The sequence below is a fragment of the Kosakonia oryzae genome (assembly GCF_001658025.2).
GTDB classification, from domain to species: domain Bacteria; phylum Pseudomonadota; class Gammaproteobacteria; order Enterobacterales; family Enterobacteriaceae; genus Kosakonia; species Kosakonia oryzae.
The window spans coordinates 3322920-3346768 of sequence record NZ_CP014007.2 but is presented as its reverse complement, the minus strand read 5'-3'; the positions used below and the strand labels follow the sequence as shown (position 1 = coordinate 3346768).

General features: G+C 55.0%; 19 protein-coding genes, 2 tRNA genes and 3 other RNA genes. 15 read left to right on the top strand and 9 right to left on the bottom strand.

All coding sequences use genetic code 11. The annotated features are described in order from the left end of the window. The 3 genes from AWR26_RS16040 to AWR26_RS16030 are packed head-to-tail and all read left to right on the top strand — an operon-like array spanning position 1 to position 3207. The gene (locus AWR26_RS16040) at positions 1–954 is read left to right on the top strand and encodes an ABC transporter permease (protein WP_064567312.1); all 954 of its coding nucleotides are present in this window, start codon (positions 1–3) and stop codon (positions 952–954) included. Positions 955–970: 16 nt separating this feature from the next. Next, complete coding sequence (locus tag AWR26_RS16035; protein WP_043953946.1) at positions 971–2608, top strand: FGGY-family carbohydrate kinase; 1638 nt, start codon at positions 971–973, stop codon at positions 2606–2608. Next, the gene (locus AWR26_RS16030) at positions 2605–3207 is read left to right on the top strand and encodes a KpsF/GutQ family sugar-phosphate isomerase (RefSeq protein WP_064567308.1); all 603 of its coding nucleotides are present in this window, start codon (positions 2605–2607) and stop codon (positions 3205–3207) included. The genes AWR26_RS16035 and AWR26_RS16030 overlap by 4 nt, the downstream gene beginning before the upstream one ends. A gap of 126 nt (positions 3208–3333) precedes the next feature. Here the strand turns inward: AWR26_RS16030 and putA are convergent, their stop codons facing one another. Further along, complete coding sequence (gene putA, locus AWR26_RS16025; RefSeq protein WP_064567306.1) at positions 3334–7293, bottom strand: trifunctional transcriptional regulator/proline dehydrogenase/L-glutamate gamma-semialdehyde dehydrogenase; 3960 nt, start codon at positions 7291–7293, stop codon at positions 3334–3336. A gap of 417 nt (positions 7294–7710) precedes the next feature. Here putA and putP point away from each other — a divergent pair, with 417 nt between their 5' ends. Further along, positions 7711–9219 carry a sodium/proline symporter PutP gene (gene putP, locus AWR26_RS16020; protein WP_064567304.1) on the top strand — a complete coding sequence of 503 codons (1509 nt, stop codon included), beginning with the start codon at positions 7711–7713 and terminating at the stop codon, positions 9217–9219. A 99-nt stretch (positions 9220–9318) separates the two neighbouring features. Further along, positions 9319–9747, top strand: coding sequence for a DUF3574 domain-containing protein (locus tag AWR26_RS16015; protein ID WP_064567302.1), 429 nt, complete (start codon positions 9319–9321; stop codon positions 9745–9747). Between the two features lie 37 nt (positions 9748–9784). Here AWR26_RS16015 and AWR26_RS16010 read toward each other — a convergent pair whose 3' ends face one another. Beyond that, positions 9785–10969: a NupC/NupG family nucleoside CNT transporter gene (locus AWR26_RS16010; RefSeq protein ID WP_064567300.1), complete on the bottom strand. Its 1185-nt coding sequence runs from the start codon at positions 10967–10969 to the stop codon at positions 9785–9787. Between the two features lie 276 nt (positions 10970–11245). On the opposite strand from AWR26_RS16010, the gene efeU reads away from it, so the two are divergent. The 4 genes from efeU to phoH all read left to right on the top strand — a co-directional run bounded on the left by efeU (position 11246) and on the right by phoH (position 15872). Further along, entirely contained in the window at positions 11246–12079 is an 834-nt protein-coding gene (gene efeU / locus AWR26_RS16005) for an iron uptake transporter permease EfeU (RefSeq protein WP_007374347.1), read from the top strand. 49 nt (positions 12080–12128) lie between these two features. Further along, the gene (efeO, locus tag AWR26_RS16000) at positions 12129–13256 is read left to right on the top strand and encodes an iron uptake system protein EfeO (RefSeq protein ID WP_064567298.1); all 1128 of its coding nucleotides are present in this window, start codon (positions 12129–12131) and stop codon (positions 13254–13256) included. A 4-nt stretch (positions 13257–13260) separates the two neighbouring features. Then, positions 13261–14544 carry an iron uptake transporter deferrochelatase/peroxidase subunit gene (efeB, locus tag AWR26_RS15995; RefSeq protein ID WP_064567296.1) on the top strand — a complete coding sequence of 428 codons (1284 nt, stop codon included), beginning with the start codon at positions 13261–13263 and terminating at the stop codon, positions 14542–14544. A gap of 539 nt (positions 14545–15083) precedes the next feature. Then, positions 15084–15872, top strand: a complete 789-nt coding sequence (gene phoH, locus AWR26_RS15990) for a phosphate starvation-inducible protein PhoH (protein WP_064567294.1) — start codon at positions 15084–15086, stop codon at positions 15870–15872. Positions 15873–15910: 38 nt separating this feature from the next. Here phoH and AWR26_RS15985 read toward each other — a convergent pair whose 3' ends face one another. From AWR26_RS15985 to AWR26_RS15965, 6 genes are all read right to left on the bottom strand, one after another. Beyond that, positions 15911–16801, bottom strand: a complete 891-nt coding sequence (locus AWR26_RS15985) for a shikimate dehydrogenase family protein (RefSeq protein WP_244256196.1) — start codon at positions 16799–16801, stop codon at positions 15911–15913. A 127-nt stretch (positions 16802–16928) separates the two neighbouring features. Then, positions 16929–17065: non-coding RNA, RtT sRNA (locus AWR26_RS25965), on the bottom strand. A gap of 46 nt (positions 17066–17111) precedes the next feature. Continuing rightward, a non-coding RNA gene (locus AWR26_RS15980) (RtT sRNA) lies at positions 17112–17249 on the bottom strand. A 47-nt stretch (positions 17250–17296) separates the two neighbouring features. Next, positions 17297–17434: non-coding RNA, RtT sRNA (locus tag AWR26_RS15975), on the bottom strand. A 47-nt stretch (positions 17435–17481) separates the two neighbouring features. Beyond that, a tRNA-Ser gene (locus tag AWR26_RS15970) sits at positions 17482–17569 on the bottom strand. 560 nt (positions 17570–18129) lie between these two features. Beyond that, positions 18130–18217: transfer RNA gene (locus AWR26_RS15965), tRNA-Ser, on the bottom strand. Between the two features lie 262 nt (positions 18218–18479). Here AWR26_RS15965 and ghrA point away from each other — a divergent pair. The 6 genes from ghrA (at position 18480) to ymdB (ending at position 22475) form a co-directional block, all read left to right on the top strand. Beyond that, positions 18480–19418: a glyoxylate/hydroxypyruvate reductase GhrA gene (ghrA, locus tag AWR26_RS15960; RefSeq protein WP_064567288.1), complete on the top strand. Its 939-nt coding sequence runs from the start codon at positions 18480–18482 to the stop codon at positions 19416–19418. Between the two features lie 85 nt (positions 19419–19503). Further along, complete coding sequence (locus AWR26_RS15955) at positions 19504–20241, top strand: phosphatase (RefSeq protein WP_064567286.1); 738 nt, start codon at positions 19504–19506, stop codon at positions 20239–20241. Positions 20242–20260: 19 nt separating this feature from the next. Then, positions 20261–20815 (top strand): TorD/DmsD family molecular chaperone, encoded by a 555-nt coding sequence (locus AWR26_RS15950; RefSeq protein WP_064567283.1) that lies wholly within the window; start codon positions 20261–20263, stop codon positions 20813–20815. Positions 20816–20916: 101 nt separating this feature from the next. Next, complete coding sequence (locus AWR26_RS15945; protein WP_206062517.1) at positions 20917–21399, top strand: DUF1097 domain-containing protein; 483 nt, start codon at positions 20917–20919, stop codon at positions 21397–21399. Positions 21400–21569: 170 nt separating this feature from the next. Continuing rightward, positions 21570–21857 (top strand): type 1 fimbrial protein, encoded by a 288-nt coding sequence (locus AWR26_RS15940; RefSeq protein WP_064569037.1) that lies wholly within the window; start codon positions 21570–21572, stop codon positions 21855–21857. 75 nt (positions 21858–21932) lie between these two features. Then, positions 21933–22475, top strand: a complete 543-nt coding sequence (gene ymdB, locus AWR26_RS15935; RefSeq protein ID WP_064567282.1) for an O-acetyl-ADP-ribose deacetylase — start codon at positions 21933–21935, stop codon at positions 22473–22475. 38 nt (positions 22476–22513) lie between these two features. Here the strand turns inward: ymdB and mdoC are convergent, their stop codons facing one another. After that, positions 22514–23662: a glucans biosynthesis protein MdoC gene (mdoC, locus tag AWR26_RS15930; protein ID WP_064567280.1), complete on the bottom strand. Its 1149-nt coding sequence runs from the start codon at positions 23660–23662 to the stop codon at positions 22514–22516. Between the last annotated feature and the right edge of the window lie 187 nt (positions 23663–23849).

Here is a 23849-nt window from a genome sequence, read left to right as displayed (position 1 = left end):
ATGAAATCAATCGCCAGACTCTTCCCCGGTGATGCCATCATCCGTTTGCAATGCGTGATTATCATCGTTGTCGCGGTGGTCTTTTCCGCGCTGCTCGGCAGCCGCTTTTTCAGCGTCGCCAACTTCCAGTCCATCGGCTCGCAGCTACCAATCCTTGGCATGCTGGCGCTGGGCATGGGCATTACCATGCTGACCGGCGGCATCAACCTGTCGATTATTGCCGGCGCGAACGCTTGTTCACTGGTAATGGCCGCGGTGATTGTCACTCATCCCGACAATCCACTGTTTCTCGCGCTGGCGCTGCTGGCGGGTTTGCTGGTGGCGGTGGCGATTGGCGTGCTGAACGGCGCGCTGGTAGCGTGGATCGGCGTTTCGCCCATTCTTGCCACGCTCGGCACCATGACGCTGATTTCCGGCCTTAACATTTTGCTCTCCAACGGCACGGTCATTTCCGGCTTCCCGGCCGCGATCCAGTTTCTCGGCAATGCCACGCTGCTCGGTATTCCGGTGGCGCTGCTGCTGTTTATTGTGGTGGCGCTGCTGCTGTGGGTATTGCTGGAACATACCACGCTTGGCCGCAGCCTTTATCTGGTGGGATCGAACGAACAGGCGACGCGTTTTAGCGGCGTGAACACCGTGCGGGTGCAGATTTCGGTGTATGTCATCTCGGCGCTGTTGGGGTGGGTGGCCGCCATTCTGATGATGGCGAAATTCAACTCCGCGAAAGCCGGCTACGGCGAATCTTATCTTCTGGTGACCATTCTGGCGTCGGTGCTGGGCGGGATTAACCCGGACGGCGGCTTCGGGCGCGTGCTGGGGCTGGTGCTGGCGCTGGTGGTGCTGCAAATGCTGGAGAGCGGCTTTAACTTGTTGGGCATCAGCAGCTATCTGACGATGGCGCTCTGGGGCGCGGTGCTGATCCTCTTTATCGCATTACAAAATCGTAAAGCCTGATCTCAGGAGAAAAAGAATGGCGAGCTACTTTATTGGTGTGGATGTAGGGACCGGCAGCGCCCGCGCAGGCGTCTTTGATTTGACCGGCAGAATGGTCAGCCAGGCGAGCCGGGCCATTGAGATCTATCGTCCGCAGGCCGACTTTGTTGAGCAATCCTCGGACAATATCTGGCAGGCGGTGTGCAACGCCGTGCGTGACGCGGTGAATCAGGCGGATATCAACCCGATCCAGGTTAAAGGGCTGGGTTTTGACGCCACCTGTTCGCTGGTTGTGCTCGACAAAGAGGGCAACCCGCTGACGATTAGCCCATCCGGGCGCAGTGAGCAGAATATTATCGTGTGGATGGATCACCGCGCGATCTCGCAGGCCAACCGCATCAATGCCACGCACCATCGGGTGCTGGATTACGTCGGCGGCATTATCTCGCCGGAGATGCAAACCCCCAAGCTGCTGTGGCTGAAACAGCATATGCCAAACACCTGGGCGAACGCCGGTTACTACTTTGATCTGCCGGATTTCCTGACCTGGCGAGCAACGGGCGATGATACCCGCTCGCTTTGCTCGACGGTGTGTAAGTGGACGTACATGGGCCATGAAGACAAGTGGGATAATAGCTATTTCCATGAAATTGGGCTCGACGATCTGCTGGAACACGACGCCGAAAAAATTGGCCGCTATGTGAAAACCATGGGCGAACCGCTGGGGCGTGGGCTGACGCAGCGGGCAGCGACAGAGATGGGGCTGATGCCGGGCACGGCGGTAAGCGTGTCGATTATTGATGCGCACGCGGGTACGCTCGGTACGCTCGGCGCCAGCGGTGTTTCTGGTGAAGTGGCGGATTTCGACCGGCGTATCGCGCTGATTGGCGGCACCTCTACCGGGCATATGGCGATCTCCCCGCAGGCACGTTTTATCGGCGGTGTATGGGGGCCATACTACTCGGCGGTGCTGCCGGGCTACTGGCTGAATGAGGGCGGGCAGTCGGCAACCGGCGCGCTGATCGACCATATTATTCAGTCGCATCCGTGCTACGAAACGCTGCTCGGCCAGGCAAAAGCTCAGGGGCAAACCATTTACGAAGTGCTGAACGCGCTGCTGCGGAAAATGGCAGGCGAGCCGGAGAATATTGCGTTTCTGACCCGCGATATTCATATTCTGCCGTACTTCCACGGTAACCGTTCGCCGCGCGCCAATCCGACGTTAACCGGCGTCATCAGCGGGTTGAAGCTGTCGCGTACGCCGGAAGATATGGCGCTGCAGTACCTGGCGACCATCCAGGCCATTGCGCTGGGTACACGGCATATTATTGAAACCATGAATCAGAGTGGCTACAGCATCGATACGGTGATGGCCAGCGGCGGCGGCACCAAAAACCCGATCTTTGTGCAGGAGCATGCTAACGCGACCGGCTGCGCGATGTTGTTGCCGGAGGAGAGCGAAGCGATGCTGCTCGGCGGTGCGATGATGGGCACCGTGGCCGCCGGGGTGTTTGATAGCTTCCCGGAAGCGATGGCGGCGATGAGCCGTATCGGTAAAACCGTCACGCCGCAAACCAACCGCATTAAGCAGTATTACGATCGTAAATACACCGTGTTCCACGAGATGTATCAGGATCATATGAAGTACCGCGCGTTAATGCAGGAGCCAACATGAGCAGTGGCTGGCAGCAGGCCTGCGCCGCGTGGCAAATCTACAGCGAAGAGATGGCGGCGCTGAACCGCCATCTTAACGAAATGCAGTGGCAGGCGCTGATGGCGGAGCTGCGCGGCTGTCGCGGCAAAATTGCGGTAACGGGCGTTGGCACCTCCGGCATTGCGGCCCGCAAAATCGCCCATATGCTGGCCTGCGTTGAGCGTCCGGCGATGTATCTCAATGCCACCGATGCTGCGCACGGCGATTTGGGTTTTCTTGATGCCAATGATGTGGTGATTATGCTGTCGCGCGGCGGGAATTCCGATGAGCTGACGCGGCTGCTGCCGGGGCTGGCGGCGAAAGGCGTGGCGCTTATCAGTGTCACGGAAAACCCGGATTCAGCGATAGCGCAGGCCTCACGGCTGGTGATTTCCACTGGCGTTCGCCGCGAGATCGATCCGCTGAATATGCTGGCAACCACCTCGATTGTGCTGGCGCTGGCGATATTCGATGCCGCCTGCGCATGCCTGATGAGCGAAAGCGGTTATTCGAAGGAGACTTTGCTCGCCGTGCATCCCGGCGGCGATGTCGGCTTAACATTAAGCAAAAAAGCGCCGTAAGGCGCTTTTTTATTACCCCCTCCGAAGAGAGGAGGATAGATTTACGTGCCCCGGTCCGGGGATGTGCAACCTGCTGGTTTGGCTCCAGGTCCGATAAGCGTCGCGCCATCGGACCTGTTCACCGATTTAACCAATGGTCATCAGGCTGGCATTACCACCAGCGGCGGCGGTGTTAACGCTTAACGAACGTTCCAGCCACAGGCGTTCGAGCAGGATATGGCTTTCCCCGCGTGCAAAACCCTGCACCGAGACAATTGCGCCATCGCGTGCGGCGACGTTTTCACACAGCGTAACCAGTTGATCGGAATCACCATGGAAAATCACCGCGTCAAACGCTTGCGCCATCAGCGTATCGGCTTTGGCGAACTGGATGCGTGCGCTGACGATCGGCGGAAGCTGTTTCGCCAGATCGCGATGCAGCGTGTCATCCGGCCACAACAGCTGGCTGCCGCAGGCGATGACCGCCGCCAGTTGTACCAGCGCATCCTGTTCGTTATCTGCCACGCAAAGCACGCGTTCACGCGGAACCAGCGTCCAGCTATTACGCTCGCCGGTCGGGCCTGGCAGCAGGCGCTGCGTTCCGCTCTGCGCCAGCTCGCCAAACTGGCGGCATAGCGCCTGTAATGCCGGACGATCGGCGGCCCACGTGCTAAGTGCTTCCAGCGGTTGCGCCATCGCGTTTTTCAACTGGGTATCCAGCGGCGCGGTAGCATCATGCCGGGCGAGCGTTTTCAGTACCGCATTTTCCGGGCGGCTACCGAGCAGGCGATAGAGATAGAGCGGCCCGCCCGCTTTCGGCCCGGTGCCGGATAACCCTTCGCCACCAAACGGCTGCACGCCGACCACGGCGCCCACCATGTTGCGGTTAACGTACAGGTTGCCAACATGGGCGCTGCCAGTCACCTGGGCGATGGTTTCATCAATGCGCGTATGCACGCCGAGCGTCAGACCGTAGCCGGAAGCATTGATCTGCTCAATCAACTGCGGTAACTGATTACGGCTATAGCGCACCACATGCAGCACCGGCCCGAAGACCTCTTTTTGCAGCTCGTCGAAGCTCTCCAGCTCAATCAGCGTTGGCGCCACGAAGGTGCCGGTACGCCATTCGCGCGCATCTTCGCTGTTTTCGCGCATCGCCTGGAATACATTGCGCCCTTTGGCCTGCATCGCCTGAATATGTTTGTCGATATTCGCTTTCGCTTCGGCGTTGATCACCGGGCCGATATCGGTGGTCAGACGGCCTGGATTGCCCATCCGGCATTCGGCCATTGCACCACGCAACATGGTCAGCGTGTGATCGGCAATCTCTTCTTGCAGGCACAGCACGCGCAGTGCCGAACAGCGCTGCCCGGCGCTGTCGAACGCGGAGGCCAGCACATCGACAACCACCTGTTCGGTGAGCGCCGACGAATCGACAATCATCGCGTTCATACCGCCGGTTTCGGCGATGAGCGGCGTCGGACGGCCCTGCGCATCAAGCCGTGTGGCGATGGTGCGTTGCAGCAGGCTGGCCACTTCGGTCGAGCCGGTGAACATCACGCCGCGCACCCGCGCATCGGAGGTGAGCCGTGCGCCGACGGTTTCGCCACGCCCTGGCAGCAATTGCAATACCCCGGCAGGAACGCCCGCTTCCAGCAGAATGGCCACGCCTTGTGCGGCGATCAGCGGGGTTTGTTCCGCAGGTTTTGCCAGCACGCTGTTACCTGCTGCCAGCGCGGCGGCAATCTGCCCGGTAAAGATCGCCAGCGGGAAGTTCCACGGACTGATGCAAACCACCGGACCTAACGGGCGATGGGTTTCGTTATCAAAATCGGCGCTGACCTGGCCGGCGTAATAGCGCAGGAAATCCACCGCTTCACGCACTTCGGCAATCGCATTGCTGAAGGTTTTCCCGGCTTCACGTACCAGAATGCCCATCAACTGCGGCATCTGATCTTCCATCAGCACGGCGGCGCGTTGCAGAATGGCGGCGCGCTCCTGCGGCGGCGTGGCGAACCAGATGGGCGCATGATTAACGGCATTATTCAGCGCCTGTTCCACGTCTTCATCGCGGGCTTCCACCACGTAACCCACCACATCTTTCGGTTCTGCCGGGTTGATTACCGCGATCGGCTCGCCTTCCATCACCTGCTGCTCCAGCATTGGACGGGCATACCATTTCTGCATGGCGCTGTTCAGCAACGAAGAAGAGAGCGATGCCAGCCGGTGTTCATTCGCCAGATCCAGACCGGCGGCATTGATGCGTCCTTCCCCATACAGAGCGCGGGGCAGGGGGATCTTCGGATGCGGCAGACCGACCTGGCCTTCCTGCGCGGCCAGTTTTTCCACTTCCGCCACCGGGTCGGCCACCAGTGCATCCAGCGGTAGTGTGGTATCGGCAATGCGGTTAACAAAGGAGGTGTTGGCACCGTTTTCCAGCAGACGGCGCACCAGATAGGCCAGCAGGGTTTCATGCGTCCCAACCGGCGCATAAATGCGGCACGGGCGATTCAGTTTGCCGTCGGCAATTTTCCCTACCACCTGCTCGTACAGCGGTTCGCCCATGCCGTGCAGGCACTGGAACTCATACTGCCCGGGGTAGTAGTTTTGCCCGGCAAGCTGGTAAATCGCCGCCAGCGTATGGGCATTGTGGGTGGCGAACTGCGGGTAGATCAGGTTTGGCACTGCGAGTAACTTTTTCGCGCAGGCGAGGTAAGAGACATCGGTATACACCTTGCGCGTATAGACCGGATAACCCTCCAGGCCTTCCATTTGCGCGCGTTTGATTTCGCTGTCCCAGTAAGCGCCTTTGACCAGACGGATCATCAGACGGCGGCGGCTGCGGGTTGCCAGATCGATCAGGTAATCAATGACAAACGGGCAGCGTTTCTGGTAGGCCTGAATCACAAAGCCGATACCGTTCCAGCCCGCTAACTCTGGTTCAAAGCAGAGTTTTTCCAGCAAATCGAGGGAGATTTCCAGACGATCGGCCTCTTCGGCATCAATATTGATACCAATATCGTACTGGCGCGCCAGCAGGGTGAGAGATTTCAGGCGCGGATAGAGCTCTTCCATGACACGATCGTACTGCGCACGGCTGTAACGCGGATGCAGAGCGGAAAGCTTAATTGAAATGCCCGGCCCTTCGTAGATGCCACGACCGTTGGACGCCTTACCGATGGCGTTGATCGCCTGCTGGTAGGAGACCATATAAGCCTGCGCATCGGCGGCGGTGAGCGCCGCTTCGCCCAGCATATCGTAGGAGTAGCGAAAGCCTTTCTCTTCCAGCTTGCGGGCATTCGCCAGCGCTTCAGCGATGGTTTCGCCGGTGACGAACTGTTCGCCCATCAGGCGCATCGCCATATCCACGCCTTTGCGGATCAGCGGCTCGCCGCTTTTCCCGATAATGCGGTTCAGGGCGTGCGAGAGATTCGCTTCGTTGTGCGTGGAGACCAGTCGCCCGGTAAACAGCAGGCCCCAGGTGGCGGCGTTGACGAACAGCGACGGGCTGCGGCCAATGTGCGACTGCCAGTTGCCGTTGCTGATTTTGTCGCGGATCAACGCATCGCGGGTGGCTTTATCCGGAATGCGCAGCAGCGCTTCTGCCAGACACATCAGCGCCACACCTTCCTGCGAGGAGAGCGAAAACTCCTGCAACAGGCTTTGCACCATGCCAGCACGGCCGGAAGCGGTTTTCTGATTACGTAATTTTTCCGCTAACTGGTAAGCCAGTTTATGGGCATTTTCCGCGACCGGCTGCGGCAGACGAGCCTGCTCAAGCAGCATGGGTACTGCATCGGTTTCCGCCCAGCGCCAGGCGCTGGTAATGGCCGCGCGGGAAACAGACTGCGGCAGGATCTGCTCGGCAAAGTCGAGGAACGGCTGGTAGCTCTCATCAACCGGTACGCCGTTTTCCTCATCCTGTGACGTTGGCCCGGGCGCGGCGGCCAGCTCCGGTAATCCCTCGCTGCTCTCCAGCTTCTCCAGATAATTAAAAATAGCCTGTTTAATTAACCAGTGCGGCGTGCGGTCGATAGTCGCTGCGGCGGCTTTAATCCTTTCGCGCGTGGCGTCATCAAGCTTGACCCCCATCGTGGTGGTGCCCATGCTTTGCTCCTGTTTTTTTGGCTGTTTTGCGGTTCAGGCAGAAATATCCATCATGTTGCAACTTTGTGCAACCTTGTTAAATGTGACCTGGCTGGCAAGGTTAAAAATGAATGAAATGTTAATCGCTGGTAACAGGAAAAGGCGCTGGATATTTCACTGGAAAAGCAGGTTTTATGCGGTGGATAACACTTTTAAAAGGTGCAACCTGGAAAAGTGTGACACAGTGCAACCTATAGCAAAAAGCTATCAAGCTCAGGATGAATTTGATGTAAATGCTGTGTTAAATCAATTGTGAATAAGTGAGGCTTCCGGCAGGATACGGGCGCTTCTGATAATCAATACGCGCCATCACTACGTTCCGGTGATGGATAAAGCAGCAGAATGATTTTGCTGACGAAGAACCCTGGAGACTCCTTAATGGCAATGAGCACACCGATGCTGGTGACCTTTCTTGTTTATATCTTTGGCATGATATTGATCGGGTTTTTCGCCTGGCGTTCGACGAAGAATTTTGATGATTATATTCTCGGCGGCCGCAGCCTGGGGCCGCTGGTCACCGCGCTTTCCGCCGGGGCGTCCGATATGAGCGGCTGGCTGCTGATGGGGCTGCCAGGCGCGGTTTTTATCTCCGGGATTTCGGAAAGCTGGATCGCCATTGGCCTGACGCTGGGGGCGTGGGTCAACTGGAAACTGGTGGCCGGGCGTCTGCGCGTGCACACCGAAGTGAACAATAATGCGTTGACGTTACCGGATTATTTCACCGGTCGCTTTGAAGATAAAAGCCGTCTGCTGCGCATTATCTCCGCCGTGGTGATCCTTGTCTTCTTCACCATTTATTGTGCTTCCGGCATTGTGGCGGGCGCACGTCTGTTCGAAAGCACCTTCGGCATGAGCTACGAAAGTGCGCTCTGGGCTGGCGCGGCAGCCACCATTATTTACACCTTTATTGGCGGCTTCCTGGCGATTAGCTGGACCGATACGGTGCAGGCCAGCCTGATGATTTTCGCGCTGATCCTGACGCCGGTGATTGTCATTATTACGGTGGGCGGTTTCAGTGATTCGCTGGAGGTGATCAAGCAGAAAAGCATCGAGAACGTCGACATGCTGAAGGGGCTGAATTTTGTCGCTATCCTGTCGTTGATGGGCTGGGGGCTGGGTTATTTTGGTCAGCCGCATATCCTGGCACGCTTTATGGCCGCCGATTCCCACCACACAATTGTGCATGCGCGCCGTATCAGCATGACCTGGATGATCCTCTGCCTGGCCGGTGCGGTCGCCGTTGGTTTCTTTGGCATCGCCTGGTTCAATAACAACCCGTCGCTGGCGGGCGCGGTCAATCAGAACGCCGAACGCGTGTTTATCGAACTGGCGCAACTGTTGTTCAACCCGTGGATTGCGGGCGTGCTGCTTTCTGCCATCCTCGCCGCAGTGATGTCGACGCTGAGCTGCCAGTTGCTGGTTTGCTCCAGTGCGATCACTGAAGATTTCTACAAAGCGTTTTTGCGTAAAGGCGCCGGACAGACTGAGCTGGTGTGGGTGGGCCGCGCAATGGTGCTGCTGGTGGCGGTCGTCGCTATTGCGCTGGCAGCAAACCCGGAAAACCGCGTGCTGGGGCTGGTAAGTTACGCGTGGGCCGGTTTCGGCGCGGCGTTTGGCCCGGTGGTACTCTTCTCAGTGATGTGGTCGCGGATGACCCGCAACGGCGCGCTGGCGGGGATGATTATTGGCGCAGTGACGGTCATTATCTGGAAACACTACGGCTGGCTGGATCTGTATGAAATCATTCCGGGCTTTGTGTTCGGCAGCCTGGGGATTGTGGTGTTCAGCCTGTTGGGCAAAGCGCCTTCTGCGGCGATGCAGCAGCGTTTTGCCGAGGCTGATGCGCATTACCACTCGGCGCCGCCGTCCCGTTTACAGGCGGAATAATACGCCATTGACGAAAAACCCGCTGCGGCGGGTTTTTTTATTGCTAAATAATTGTAATTACGCTGTTATCTCAGAACAAATAACAACGAGGATAGCAATATGAAGTTAAAGACAGGGTTCACTGCGCTTGTGGTTGCCGGTTTGCTGGCGGGCTGTGCGGTGCCGGCATCGAAACCGAGCGTGGGCACGCAAACCTGCAAGGTTGAAAACCAAATGCAACAAACCACGCTCTATTACGGTTTAACCCGCCAGGGCGGTAAACTGATTACCGCTCAGGAGTGGCAACAGTATGTGGATAACGATGTCACACCGCGTTTTCGTGATGGCCTGACGGCTTTCGATGCCCAGGGGCAGTGGCTGGGCAGTAACGGGAAAGTGTCGAAGGAACCGAGCAAGGCGCTGATGCTTATCCACAGCGTGGACGCACAAACTGACGCAAAAATCGATACGTTGCGCGAGATTTATAAAGCGCGTTTCGCGCAGGAATCGGTGATGCGCGTGGATCAGCCGGTTTGCGTTCAGTTCTGATGTGCAACCCCTCTCCCGCAAGAGAGGGGTGAATCACTTACAGCACCACACCCGCAAAAGCGGCGGAGAGCAGGCTCACCAGCGTTGCCCCGTAGACCAGGCGCAGGCCAAAGCGGGAGACGGAATTGCCTTGCCGCTCATTCAGCCCCTTAATGGCACCTGCGACGATGCCAATTGAGGCAAAGTTGGCAAATGACACCAGGAACACTGACAAAATCCCCAATCCGCGCGGCGTCATCTGTGCGGCGATTTTTTGCAGTTCGATCATCGCCACAAACTCATTAGCGACCAGCTTGGTGGCCATGATGCTGCCAGCCTGCAACGCATCGCTGAGTGGAATGCCAACCAGCCACGCCAGCGGATAGAAAACATAGCCGAGAATTTGCTGGAAGCTGATACCGAATAGCGCAGAGAAGAGGGCGTTGACGGCGCTAATCAGGGCGATAAAACCGATCAGCATTGCCAGAATAATCATCGCTACTTTGAAGCCTGCCAGAATATATTCGCCAAGCATCTCAAAGAAACTTTGTGATTCGTGGAGTTTTTCCAGCTTAATTTCCGGTTCCGCTTCCGGGCGCGTGGGATTAATGATCGACAGCACAATAAAGGTGCTGAACATATTCAGGATCAGCGCGGCGACCACATATTTCGCATCCAGCATGGTCATATAAGCGCCGACAATCGACAGCGAAACCGTCGACATTGCCGTGGCGGCCATGGTGAACAGGCGGCGTGAAGAGAGGTCGGCGAGTATCCCTTTGTAGGCAATGAAGTTTTCGGACTGACCGAGAATCAGCGAACTGACAGCATTAAAGGATTCCAGCTTGCCCATACCGTTGAGTTTCGACAGCAGGGTTCCGATCAGGCGAATGAAAACAGGCAGGATCCGCCAGTGTTGCAAAATGCCGATCAACGCTGAAATAAAAACGATGGGACACAGCACGCCAAGGAAAATAAATGCCAGCCCTTTTTCGCTCATGCCGCCGAAAACAAAACCCGTGCCTTCACCGGCAAATTTCAGCAGCACTTCGAAGAAACCGGAAACATATTTAATCAGCGTTAATCCGCTTTGCGCATGCAGGAAGAACCAGGCCAGCGCCATTTCGATGACGATCAATTGCAGAATAAAGCGAAAACGTATTTGCCGCCGGTCGAAACTTACCAGCCAGGCGAGCGCGAGGATCACCGCCAGCGCCAGCAGAAAATGTAGGAAATTAATCATATCTCTAATTTTGCAGGTGAATGGGGGAGTATTTAGCCATAGCCGCGAGATGCGGTAAACATAAAGTTAATGCTTTGTAAGCTAAGTTATCGCTTTATTTCAACCACTTCTGCATAAGAGCCGCTTCGCCTGAGGTAGCCTGCTATCCGTTTACATCCAGTTATTATTCTTGTCATATTTTGCTTGAGTTTCTCGTTACCGTAATGATAATCACTATCAATGCAATTTACTTTTCTTTGCAACCGTTGACTGCACATGACACCAGGGGCGTCCTCCATGTTTGTTCCATTTCTTATTATGTTACGTGAAGGCCTCGAAGCGGCGCTGATCGTCAGTCTGATTGCCAGCTACCTGAAACGCACCCAGCGCGGACGTTGGATTGGGGTGATGTGGATTGGCGTTTTCCTCGCCGCTGCACTCTGCCTGGGGCTGGGGATTGCCATCAACGAAACCACCGGTGAGTTTCCGCAAAAAGAGCAGGAGCTGTTTGAGGGAATTGTCGCGGTGATTGCCGTGGTGATCCTCACCTGGATGGTGTTCTGGATGCGCAGAGTGTCGCGCAACGTCAAAGTGCAACTTGAGCAGGCGGTAGATAACGCGCTGGCGCGCAGTAATCATCACGGCTGGGCACTGATTTTGATGGTTTTTTTCGCCGTTGCGCGTGAAGGGCTGGAATCGGTGTTCTTTCTGCTGGCGGCATTCCAGCAGGATCTCGGTATCTGGCCGCCGCTTGGCGCAATCCTTGGGCTGGCAACGGCCGTGGTGCTGGGCTTTCTGCTCTACTGGGGCGGGATTCGCCTTAACCTCGGCGCGTTTTTCAAATGGACCAGCCTGTTCATCCTGCTGGTGGCCGCCGGTCTGGCAGCGGGCGCTATCCGCGCTTTCCATGAAGCCGGTTTGTGGAATCAATTCCAGGATGTGGCTTTCGATTTAAGCAACGTGCTCACCACGCATTCGCTGACGGGCACCTTGCTGGAAGGCATTTTTGGTTATCAGGAAGCACCGAGCGTGAGTGAAGTCTTTGTCTACTTTGCCTACCTGATTCCGGTGCTGGTGCTGTTTGTTTTGCCTCCACGCTCAAGAGCGCAGCCTTCGCAGGCGGCTTCCTGAGGATATGCACAGCTTCGTAGTTACAACATACTTATTTAAGGGAAGGGTCATGGCTATTCATTTTCGTCGTAGTGCTTTGCAGGTAGGGATCGCGGCGCTGATGTCTTGCGCTTTCGGGGTACAGGCTGCGGATGTTCCGCAGGTGAAGGTCACGGTAACGGACAAGCAGTGTGAGCCGATGAACCTGACCGTTAACGCGGGCAAAACGCAGTTCATTATCGTCAACCACAGCCAGAAAGCGCTGGAATGGGAGATTCTCAAAGGCGTGATGGTGGTGGAAGAGCGTGAAAACATCGCGCCGGGCTTCAGCCAGAAGCTGACCGCCAATCTGCAACCTGGCGAATATGATATGACCTGCGGCCTGCTTACTAACCCGAAAGGGAAACTGGTGGTCAAAGGCTCGGCAACTGCGGATGCGGCAAAAGACGATGCATTGTTGAGCCTGAGCGGAGCCATTACTGATTATAAAGCCTATGTGGTGGCGGAAACCGCGCAACTGGCCTCCGGTACGAAAGCCTTTACCGATGCGGTAAAAGCCGGGGATATTGAAAAAGCGAAAGCGCTGTATGCGCCAACTCGCCAGCACTATGAACGTATCGAACCGATTGCTGAACTCTTCTCCGATCTGGATGGCAGCATTGATGCCCGTGAAGATGATTACGAGCACAAAGCGGACGATCCGAAGTTCACCGGTTTCCACCGCCTGGAAAAAGCCCTGTTTGGTGATAACAGCACCAAAGAGATGGGCAAATATGCCGATCAGCTCAACAGCGATGTGCTGGATCTGCAAACGCGCATTAATGAACTGGCGTTCCCGCCGTCAAAAGTGGTGGGCGGTGCAGCCGATTTGATTGAAGAAGTGGCGGCCAGCAAGATCAGCGGCGAAGAAGATCGCTACAGCCACACCGATCTGTGGGATTTCCAGGCCAACGTTGATGGCGCGCAGAAAATTGTCGATCTGCTGCGTCCGCAACTGCAAAAAGAGAATGCGGAGTTACTGGCGAAAGTTGATGCCAACTTCAAGAAAGTGGATACCATTTTGGCGAAATACCGCACCAAAGATGGCTATGAGACGTACGACAAGCTGACCGACGCCGACCGTAATGCACTGAAAGGGCCGATCACCACGCTGGCGGAAGATCTGGCGCAGCTGCGCGGCGTGCTTGGGCTGGATTAACAATATGAAGCAACATGATGATCATGGCGTCAGCGAACCTTCGCGCCGCCGTTTACTGAAAGGGATGGGCGCGCTGGGAGGCGCGCTCGCAATTGCTGGCGGATGCCCGGTTGCCCATGCCGCAAAACCACAGAGTGCGCCGGGGACGCTGTCGCCGGATTCGCGGATGGAAAAGCAGCCTTTTCTCGGGGCGCATCAGGCCGGGATTTTGACGCCGCAGCAGGCGTCAATGATGCTGGTGGCTTTTGATGTGCTGGCTGCGGATAAAGCCGATCTTGAACGTTTGTTTCGCTTACTGACACAGCGCATCACTTTTCTCACTTCCGGCGGCCCGGCGCCGGATACGCCAAACCCACGGCTGCCGCCAATGGATTCCGGTATTCTCGGGCCGTATATCGCGCCGGATAACCTGACGGTCACCGTTTCTGTGGGCCAGTCGCTGTTCGATACGCGTTTTGGTTTGCAGGCGCAGAAGCCGAAAAAACTGCAAAAGATGGAACGCTTTCCCAATGATTCGCTGGATGCGGCATTGTGTCACGGTGATTTGCTTATCCAGATTTGCGCGAATACGCAGGATACGGTGATTCACACCCTGCGCGATCTCATTAAGCACACGCCGGATTTACTCAGCGTGCGCTGGAAACGGGAAGGGTTTATCTCCGATCATGCGGCGCGCAGTAAAGGCAAAGAGACGCCGGTGAATCTGCTGGGATTTAAAGATGGCACCGCCAACCCGGACAGCAGCGATAACACGCTGATGAATGAAGTCGTCTGGGTCACCAGCGATCAAGGTGAACCGGCCTGGGCCGTTGGCGGCAGTTATCAGGCGGTGCGGATTATCCAGTTCCATGTTGAGTTCTGGGATCGCACGCCGCTGAAAGAGCAGCAAACGATTTTTGGCCGTGATAAGCACTCCGGCGCGCCGCTGGGCATGCAGCAAGAGCACGACGTTCCGGATTACACAAAAGATCCGGACGGCGATGTGATTGCGCTCGACAGCCATATTCGTCTGGCGAACCCGCGTACCAAAGAGACACAATCAAGTTTGATGATGCGCCGGGGCTACAGCTATTCGCTCGGGGTGACGAACTCGGGTCAACTTGATATGGGCTTGCTGTTTGTCTGTTATCAGCACGATCTGGAAAAAGGTTTCCTGACGGTGCAAAAACGGCTTAACGGCGAGGCGCTGGAGGAATATATCCGTCCGATTGGCGGCGGCTACTTCTTTGTTTTGCCTGGGGTGAAAGACGCAAATCACTATCTTGCCCAATCTCTGCTCGAAGCGTAAAGATCCTATCCTGCCCGCCTGCGGGCAGGATATTCTGTCATTCGTTGCATTTTGACATACTTTTTCTGCCATCCAGCTATCATTTTTTCGTATGAGAAAGTATCTGTTATCTTTCTGTAATATTCATATCAGAGACTCTTTGCAACAACGCAGGGCGCTTGCACGTTATGAGTAAGTAAAAATAATGTTGCAATGATGCTAAGTTTTGATGTAATTAGTTTAAAGCGTTTTTCCCTGCGGTGATGAAGTTCTTCAGGAGATCGCGGATGGTAAAGTCCTGTAGCGGACACTCAAAAAGACCACGTAAGACCCGGCACGGAGATACCCCCTCCGGCAACGACTTCTTCACCCCTGAATTTTCCTCCTCTTTGTTCATACCTGATTTCAACGATGTGACCGGCGATGATGCCTGTCGCTCAGCCACATCATATTCAAAGGCAAGACAAGGCTTACAAGGAAGCCAACCCTCAGACGTTTGTGCGCATAGTCGCGTCGAAACAGACGCGCGTGATGTAAACCAACAACTCAAGGTGCTATCCATGGGAAGACAAAAAGCAGTGATCAAAGCTCGTCGTGAAGCGAAACGCGTGCTGAGACGTGATTCACGCAGCCATAAACAACGTGAAGAAGAGTCGGTCACCTCGCTTGTGCAGATGAGTGGCGTAGAAGCAATTGGCATGGCGCGGGACAGCCGTGATACCTCTCCGATTGCCGCTCGCAATGAAGCTCAGGCGCACTACCTGAATGCTATCGAGAGTAAACAACTGATCTTCGCAACCGGTGAAGCGGGATGCGGGAAAACGTGGATTAGCGCGGCGAAAGCGGCGGAAGCGCTGATCCATAAGGACGTGGAAAGGATTATTGTTACCCGGCCGGTCCTGCAAGCTGACGAAGATCTCGGCTTCTTACCCGGCGATATTTCGGAGAAGTTCGCGCCATACTTCCGACCCGTCTATGACGTGTTGGTTAAACGCCTTGGCGCGTCCTTTATGCAATACTGCCTGCGCCCAGAGATTGGTAAGGTGGAAATCGCGCCGTTCGCCTATATGCGCGGACGTACCTTTGAAAATGCGGTCGTCATTCTTGATGAGGCTCAGAATGTCACTGCTGCGCAAATGAAGATGTTTTTGACTCGCCTCGGGGAAAACGTGACGGTGATTGTCAACGGCGATATCACCCAGTGCGACCTGCCTTCCGGTGTAAAATCGGGGCTGAGCGATGCGCTGTCGCGTTTTGAGGAAGATGAGATGATTGGCGTGGTACGCTTTAACAAAGATGACTGCGTACGCTCCGCTCTCTGTCAGCGCACGCTGCTGGCTTATGATTGATGTCATCACAACGGAAGAGCCCGGCGTGCCGGGCTTTTTTATGCCTTTTTGCCATGCAGCATAAACTCAAGCATCAATGCAATCTGCGCTGCGAGCATGGCCCGTCCGGAATGTGTGCATAAATTGCGCTGCTGCGCCGCAGCAAGTAACGCTGTTGTCTCCGGGAAGATAATGATATCGCAGACCACAGCCGGCGGGTTGAGCGCCATCAGCGAGAAGGGGAGTTCTTGCGTCTCGCCCATGCCAACGGAGGTGGCATTAATGGCAATATCAACCTCTGCAGGTTTATCGTTGCCCAGTTGAAACTGTACCTGCGGATAGAAAACTGACAGTTCACGGATAAGGGCTTCGGCCCGGCTGGCGGTGCGGTTATAGATAACTAATTCTGCAACCTGATGAGCAGCCAGCGCATGCGCGATCGCCGTACCTGCGCCACCGGTTCCTGCCAGATAGATTTTCTTCTGCCTGACGGCAATATCCCGCTCCAGCAGACTGGCGACAAAACCTTCGCCATCCAGCATGGTGCCATGGATTTTCCCGTGCTGGTCACGGCGGATGACATTGCAGGCACCGCAGCGCGTTGCTGATGTGCTTGCTGAGTCCACGAAACGCATAACTTCTTTTTTATGCGGCATGGTGATAATGGCACCGGCGAAATTCTGCACAGCTTTCAGACCCTCAATCGCTTGTTGCACGCTGCCTGGAGAAACATGCAAAGGCACCATCAGTGTATCCGGGATGTGCTGCGCTTCGATGGCTGCATTGATCATCAAAGGGGCTCGCACTTGTGCTATGGGATCACCAATAATGGCCAACAGAGTTAATTTCCCACTTACGCTATTGAGTTCTTTCATTACGGCGCTCGTTTTCGCTACTGGAATGCCATAGTAATGCACCTGTAATTGCCGAGGGAGAAACAACGTGAGCAAGGTCAGAGGGTTTTCTTCTGAAGTGATATGAGGATGGGTTTTGCGATTGTTGAGTGCAGGTTGTGGACATGCATGCGCGACATGCGAAAAAAAGCCCGCATTTGCCTGCGAGCTCTTCTTCGAATAATGGCGGTGAGGGGGGGATTGACTCGCTTCGCTCGCCCTTCGGGCAGCCCACTCATGTTATTCGTGGTCTGTCCAACGGGCAGTTGCCCGTTGTCGAACCCCGGTCGGGGGTTCTCATCCCCCCTGCGCATGTGCGACATGCGAAAAAAAGCCCGCATTTGCATGCGAGCTCTTCTTCGAATAATGGCGGTGAGGGGGGGATTGACTCGCTTCGCTCGCCCTTCGGGCAGCCCACTCATGTTATTCGTGGTCTGTCCAACGGGCAGTTGCCCGTTGTCGAACCCCGGTCGGGGGTTCTCATCCCCCCCTGCGCATGTGCGACATGCGAAAAAAAAGCCCGCATTTGCATGCGAGCTCTTCTTCGAATAATGGCGGTGAGGGGGGGATTGACTCGCTTCGCTCGCCCTTCGGGCAGCCCACTCATGTTATTCGTGGTCTGTCCAACGGGCAGTTGCCCGTTGTCGAACCCCGGTCGGGGGTTCTCATCCCCCCCTGCGCATGTGCGACATGCGAAAAAAAAGCCCGCATTTGCATGCGAGCTCTTCTTCGAATAATGGCGGTGAGGGGGGGATTCGAACCCCCGATACGTTGCCGTATACACACTTTCCAGGCGTGCTCCTTCAGCCACTCGGACACCTCACCACATTGTATCGCTGCCTGCCACTTGGGGGGCAACGGGGCGCTACTATAGGGAGTTGCACTGAAACGGTCAAGCATATTTTCCGCATTGATGGCTGTTCGCTTAAGGTGTGAGCAATGGCGGATTTTGAGCAAAAAAATTGAACAGAAATGTCGTCCGGGTGAAGCATAGCTGCCAGCTGGCATTCCGGGGTTAAGTTGGTGCAGGATACGGCTAAAACAACGGTTACATAAGGTATCGCCGCCATTTCTGATGTTCATTCGGGGAACGGGCGGTTGCCCGTTGTCGAACCCCGGTCGGGGGTTCTCATCCCCCCCTGCGATGGAGAATATAAAAGAAAAAAGCCCGTACTTTCGTACAGGCTCTTGTCTGAAATGATGGCGGTGAGGGGGGGATTGACTCGCTTCGCTCGCCCTTCGGGCAGCCCACTCATGTTATTCGTGGTCTGTCCAACGGGCGGTTGCCCGTTGTCGAACCCCGGTCGGGGATTCTCATCCCCCCTGCGCATGTGCGACATGCGAAAAAAAAGCCCGCATTTGCCTGCGAGCTCTTCTTCGAATAATGGCGGTGAGGGGGGGATTCGAACCCCCGATACGTTGCCGTATACACACTTTCCAGGCGTGCTCCTTCAGCCACTCGGACACCTCACCACATTGTCGTCCCGACGTCATCGGGACGGGCGCTAATGTAGGGAAAAGCCATTGCGGCGTCAATCCTCTTTTTCAATAAATTAGCGTGTTTAGACAAACTTCAAACAACCTGCTTCTTAAACGTTCTGAAATCGCTTTTTTTCTCGTCACGGCACTTTCTCCGTGGTGTACAGGCGAAATTTGCTATGCTGATCACCCTTTTAAAAATAGCCAATAGAACCGGAAATTATCCGGATACATCACAACGAGTTCTGGAGTTGGAATGGACATTATTTTTTATCACCCTTCCTTTAATAGCGACTACTGGATTAACGCACTGCGTAAGGCGATGCCGCAGGTGAATGTTCGTGCATGGACGGCAGGCGATAATGCCCCGGCGGATTATGCCCTGGTGTGGCATCCCCCTGTCGAAATGCTTAAAGGGCGTAAACTGAAAGGGGTGTTTGCGCTTGGTGCCGGGGTGGATGCGATTCTCGGCCAGCTCAGCGCCAATCCGGGGATGCTGGCCGATGATATTCCGCTATTCCGCCTGGAAGACACCGGGATGGGATCGCAAATGCAAGAATATGCGGTAAGCCAGGTGCTGCACTGGTTCCGGCGTTTTGATGATTACCAGGCGTTAAAGCAGCAGTCCAGGTGGCAGCAGTTAGAAGAGTATGCGCACGGCGATTTCACTGTTGGTATTCTTGGCGCGGGCGTGCTGGGTTCAAAAGTCGCGGAAAGCCTGCTGCCGTGGGGATTTCCGGTTCGTTGCTGGAGCCGCAGCCGCAAGTCGCTGCCCGGTGTACAAAGCTTTGCTGGCCCTGAAGAACTGGGCGATTTTTTACAGGGCACGCGCGTGCTGATCAACTTGCTGCCGAATACGCCGGAAACGGTTGGTCTTATTAATCAGTCGCTGCTTAACCAACTCGCCGAACACTGTTATGTGATGAACCTGGCGCGCGGCGTCCATGTTGTTGAAGCCGATCTGCTGGCGGCGCTGGAGAGCGGAAAGGTGAAGGGCGCGATGCTTGATGTGTTCAGCCGCGAGCCGCTCCCTGCCGATAATCCACTGTGGGCACATCCGCGTGTGGCAATGACTCCGCACATTGCGGCGTTCACGAGACCGACCGAAGCCATTGAGTTTATCAGCCACACTATCGGCAAACTGGAGCGCGGAGAAACCGTCAGCGGGCGCGTTGACAGAGTTCGGGGTTATTAATGAAAGCCCGGCCTGTCCGGGTTTTGTCATTAAAATCGCCACCGATAACTGCTATCCTTGCAAAAAATAACGACAGGAGTGAGCCATGTACCCCGTTGACCTGCATATGCATACCGTCGCCAGCACCCATGCTTATAGCACCCTTCATGATTATATTGCCGAAGCAAAAAGCAAAGGCATCAAGCTGTTTGCCATTACTGACCACGGCCCGGATATGGCGGATGCGCCGCATTACTGGCACTTCGTCAATATGCGCATCTGGCCGCGTCTGGTGAATGGCGTGGGGATTTTGCGCGGTATTGAGGCCAACATTAAAAACACCGATGGTGAGATCGACTGCACCGGCCCGATGCTGGAAGCACTCGATCTGATCATTGCCGGTTTCCATGAACCGGTCTTTCCGCCGCAGGATAAAGCCGCGCATACCCAGGCGATGATTGCCACAATGGCCAACGGCAACGTGCATATTATCAGCCATCCCGGCAACCCGAAATTTGAGGTTGATATTCCTGCAATCGCCGAAGCTGCCGCGAAATATCAGGTGGCGCTGGAGATTAACAACTCTTCCTTTATGCACTCACGCAAAGGCAGTGAAGCTAACTGCCGCGCGATTGCTGCCGCGGTGCGTGATGCCGGTGGCTGGGTTGCGCTGGGATCGGATTCCCACACCGCGTTTACGCTGGGTGATTTCACTGAATGCCGTAAGGTACTCGATGATGTCGGTTTCCCGGAAGATCGTATTCTGAATGTCTCACCACGTCGCCTGCTGAATTTCCTTGAGTCACGCGGCATGGCACCGATTGCTGAATTTGCTGAACTTTAATACTGACTGGAACAACTGAATGAACGAATTTTCTATCCTCTGCCGCGTGCTTGGCTCGCTGTTTTATCGTCAGCCGCAGGATCCGCTGCTGGTGCCGCTGTACACCATGATCCGCGAGGGGAAACTGGCGGAAAGCTGGCCTCTGGAGCAGGATGATCTGCTGGAGCGCCTGCAAAAAAACTGCGATGCGCAGGCGCTGGCTGCCGATTACAACGCGCTGTTTGTCGGCGAAGAGTGCCGGGTGTCACCGTTTCGCAGCGCCTGGGTGGATGGTGCTACGGAAGCCGAAGTGCGTTCATTTTTGTCGAGCCGTGGCATGCCGTTAACCGATGCGCCAGCCGATCATATTGGTACCTTGCTGCTGGCGGCCTCCTGGCTGGAAGATCAGTCGGCTGAGGATGAAAGCGAAGCGCTGGAAACCCTGTTCGCTGAGTACCTTCTGCCGTGGTGCGGCACGTTCTTCGGTAAGGTGGAAGCCCACGCCACCACGCCGTTCTGGCGCACAATGGCGCCGCTTGCACGCGATGCCATTGCAGCAATGTGGGATGAATTGCAGGAAGAATCCGCTGAATAATGTGATTCACATCACTAATTGTGTGTAACGTGTAATTCATCGTTTCAATTAGTGTGCTTGTGGTCACATAACACCGGTGCGCATCTGCTATGATGCGCGCCATGAACATTCTCCTTTCTATTGCACTGACGACGGGTATTCTCTCTGGCCTTTGGGGCTGGGTTGCCGTTTCCCTCGGCTTGATTAGCTGGGCGGGTTTTCTCGGATGTACAGCCTATTTCGCCTGCCCGCAGGGCGGGTTAAAAGGGCTGCTGATCTCCACCTGTACCGTCATGAGTGGCGTTGTCTGGGCTCAAGTGATTATTCACGGCGCAGCGCTGGCACCGCATTTGGCGATCGTCGGTTATATGATGACCGGCGTGGTGGCATTCCTGATGTGTTTGCAGGCCAAAAGCTTGCTGCTCTCTTTTGTACCGGGCACTTTTATTGGGGCCTGCGCGACGTTTGCCGGGCAGAGTGAGTGGCGGATGATTGTGCCTTCGCTGGCCGTCGGGCTGCTATTCGGTTACGCCATGAAAAATAGCGGTTTGTGGATCGCTGCTCGCCGCGCGCAGCCTTTGCTAAACGAGCGAGAAGAAGTATAAATCGCATCAATGAAAAATCTTATTAAAACAGCCGACTAGCCGTCAACAGTACGCTTTGTGCGCTAAAGTATTAAAGAGATTAATTAAAAATGCCGATGAGTCAGATAGGTGGAATATCTGACTCCCACCATCAAGGATGAGCAACCTGTGAGGTGTTTATGCGGCTTTTTATGACATTCCTGTTTCCTCTGATTCTCCTTTTATCAATCTCTTCTGCCGGCGCTGCTACGCCGGGCGGGATCATTCACTTCCAGGGCACAATTGTCGAAGGCGGCTGCGATTATCGTTCCCATTTGCAGCAACTGGAACTCTCTTGCCCGCAGGGGCAAAAGGTCGAAACGCGGCAATTTTCGCTTCGTGATATTGCCGGGCAGTCTTTTGCATCGCTGGCAAAAGTCGAGATGCACTATCTCGATCCAGAGCATTCAAAGGCCATTGTTGTTATCAGTTATCACTGATTGTGCCTGCAAGTCGCCCCCGGTCCAGGATACACTTATCGAAAAGGCGGTTGATTGACCGGAAAGGGGGCAAAAATGCAGCCACGTATGCAGGTACTTCAGGGAGATATCACTACTCTCGAGGTTGATGTCATTGTGAATGCCGCAAACTCGTCGCTACTTGGCGGCGGCGGTGTTGATGGCGCTATTCATCGTGCGGCAGGACCGGAATTGTTGAAGGCGTGTCAGCAGGTGCGTCAGCAGCAGGGGGAGTGCCCTCCGGGGCATGCGGTGATCACCACGGCGGGAAATTTGCGCGCCAAAGCGGTGATCCACACGGTTGGCCCAGTGTGGCGTGGCGGCGGTGAACACGAAGCTCGTCTGCTTGAGGATGCGTACCGTAACAGTTTGCTGCTGGCTGAAGCGAACGGCTATACCACGATAGCGTTCCCGGCGATAAGCACGGGTGTGTATGGTTATCCGAAAGCGGCGGCGGCAGAGATCGCGGTCAACACGGTTTCTGCGCATCTGATCCGGCGCCCTCAGCTACAGCAGGTCTTGTTTGTCTGCTTTGATAGCGAAACGGCGCATCTTTACCAACGATTATTAACACAGCAGGGCGAAGAACCGGAGAAATAGGGGAAACGCAGGCTACTCACCAGGAGCAGCCTGCGAAATCAACGGGCGGTAGCGTGGGTTTTCACCTCTTTCTCCTGCGGTTTACCGGAGAAGAGAAAACGCAGCAGCGGAATGCGCAAATGAATTTCATACAGCAAAACCGCAATCCCAATAACGAATACCAGTCCGGTAACAAAACCTAACGCGTTGGACTGAATATGTGGCGTGATCCATGCGCCAAAAAGCAGCGTTAGCGGATGGTGTACCAGATAAATAAACAGTGAAGCATTAACAAAATAACTCACCCGAGCCGACTGAAAATTAAGCAACCGGTGCCCCAGCGAGAACACCACATTTACCATCCACAGCCCCAGCAGCATAGTAATTACTGCTTCGGTTTCATACATCCACGCATCGCCGCTGCCATAGCGTTGGTTAAGCAGATAAGCAATAAACGCCAGCACTGAACCAACCATGCACCACGGTGACGGCGTGGTAAAAAGTGATTTTAGCCGTGGATTGATGAACGTCAGCGCGCCAAGGATAAAGAAAGGAATGTAAAACAGCGTCTGCATGACGGCGAAATTAAACAGCGCATCGCGCAATATATCGGGATACAACAGAAAAATAATGCGCCGAAATGCGGCCCAGGCAATGCCCAGCAGCAGGAACCAGAGGGAAAGTGTACCGAGTGAAATAGAACCAAGTAGGCGATCGGCATTGTTTTTTATTTTTTTAAACAACCACATGCCAACCGTTGTTAATATGACAAGTACTAACAGGAACCATAAATGAGATATCAGCTCCCACGACAGCGTATTGAATTTGTCATATGCCGATAAGGTGCGCCATTCCGCGGTATTGTTATTCACATATTGCAACATAATAAATTGCGGCAACGTGAGCAGCGGAATTGCGGTGAGCATTGGTATACCGACGCGTTCAACGCGCACCATCCACCAGCGTTTTAGCGGATAACGCAGATATAGCATGTATGAAAAATAACCGGATATGACAAAAAACACCTGCATGCGAAACGCATGAATAGCGTCATTAAACAGGGTCAGCCACCAGGAAGGATAGGTGCTGTTAACGTGCCACATATGGCTGGAATAAATCAGCGAGATGTGGAACGGGATCCCAAGCAGCATTAACCACGCGCGGATGGAATCAAGGAAATATTCTCGTTGTGTGGGTACTCTGGCCATATAACTCCGGGCATTCTAAGACTTTTCGCCTTATCCATAAGACAAATAATGGTTACATTCGAAACTAACCCTACACTATGTCCGATAACCTGTCTCCAGGATAAGCCTGCAAAACGATAAAGGGTGAGTTTCTTTGCTTATTCAATGAGCCAGCAGGCAGAACAATACAGGGATTCAGTTGTCGGAT

What these genes read in the sequence shown, in the direction of transcription:
- AWR26_RS16040 (WP_064567312.1), top strand. Translation starts at nt 1, where the DNA reads ATGAAATCAATCGCCAGACTCTTCCCCGGTGATGCCATCATCCGTTTG.
- AWR26_RS16035 (WP_043953946.1), top strand. Translation starts at nt 971, where the DNA reads ATGGCGAGCTACTTTATTGGTGTGGATGTAGGGACCGGCAGCGCCCGC.
- AWR26_RS16030 (WP_064567308.1), top strand. Translation starts at nt 2,605, where the DNA reads ATGAGCAGTGGCTGGCAGCAGGCCTGCGCCGCGTGGCAAATCTACAGC.
- putA (WP_064567306.1), bottom strand. Translation starts at nt 7,293, where the DNA reads ATGGGCACCACCACGATGGGGGTCAAGCTTGATGACGCCACGCGCGAA.
- putP (WP_064567304.1), top strand. Translation starts at nt 7,711, where the DNA reads ATGGCAATGAGCACACCGATGCTGGTGACCTTTCTTGTTTATATCTTT.
- AWR26_RS16015 (WP_064567302.1), top strand. Translation starts at nt 9,319, where the DNA reads ATGAAGTTAAAGACAGGGTTCACTGCGCTTGTGGTTGCCGGTTTGCTG.
- AWR26_RS16010 (WP_064567300.1), bottom strand. Translation starts at nt 10,969, where the DNA reads ATGATTAATTTCCTACATTTTCTGCTGGCGCTGGCGGTGATCCTCGCG.
- efeU (WP_007374347.1), top strand. Translation starts at nt 11,246, where the DNA reads ATGTTTGTTCCATTTCTTATTATGTTACGTGAAGGCCTCGAAGCGGCG.
- efeO (WP_064567298.1), top strand. Translation starts at nt 12,129, where the DNA reads ATGGCTATTCATTTTCGTCGTAGTGCTTTGCAGGTAGGGATCGCGGCG.
- efeB (WP_064567296.1), top strand. Translation starts at nt 13,261, where the DNA reads ATGAAGCAACATGATGATCATGGCGTCAGCGAACCTTCGCGCCGCCGT.
- phoH (WP_064567294.1), top strand. Translation starts at nt 15,084, where the DNA reads ATGGGAAGACAAAAAGCAGTGATCAAAGCTCGTCGTGAAGCGAAACGC.
- ghrA (WP_064567288.1), top strand. Translation starts at nt 18,480, where the DNA reads ATGGACATTATTTTTTATCACCCTTCCTTTAATAGCGACTACTGGATT.
- AWR26_RS15955 (WP_064567286.1), top strand. Translation starts at nt 19,504, where the DNA reads ATGTACCCCGTTGACCTGCATATGCATACCGTCGCCAGCACCCATGCT.
- AWR26_RS15950 (WP_064567283.1), top strand. Translation starts at nt 20,261, where the DNA reads ATGAACGAATTTTCTATCCTCTGCCGCGTGCTTGGCTCGCTGTTTTAT.
- AWR26_RS15945 (WP_206062517.1), top strand. Translation starts at nt 20,917, where the DNA reads ATGAACATTCTCCTTTCTATTGCACTGACGACGGGTATTCTCTCTGGC.
- AWR26_RS15940 (WP_064569037.1), top strand. Translation starts at nt 21,570, where the DNA reads ATGACATTCCTGTTTCCTCTGATTCTCCTTTTATCAATCTCTTCTGCC.
- ymdB (WP_064567282.1), top strand. Translation starts at nt 21,933, where the DNA reads ATGCAGCCACGTATGCAGGTACTTCAGGGAGATATCACTACTCTCGAG.
- mdoC (WP_064567280.1), bottom strand. Translation starts at nt 23,662, where the DNA reads ATGGCCAGAGTACCCACACAACGAGAATATTTCCTTGATTCCATCCGC.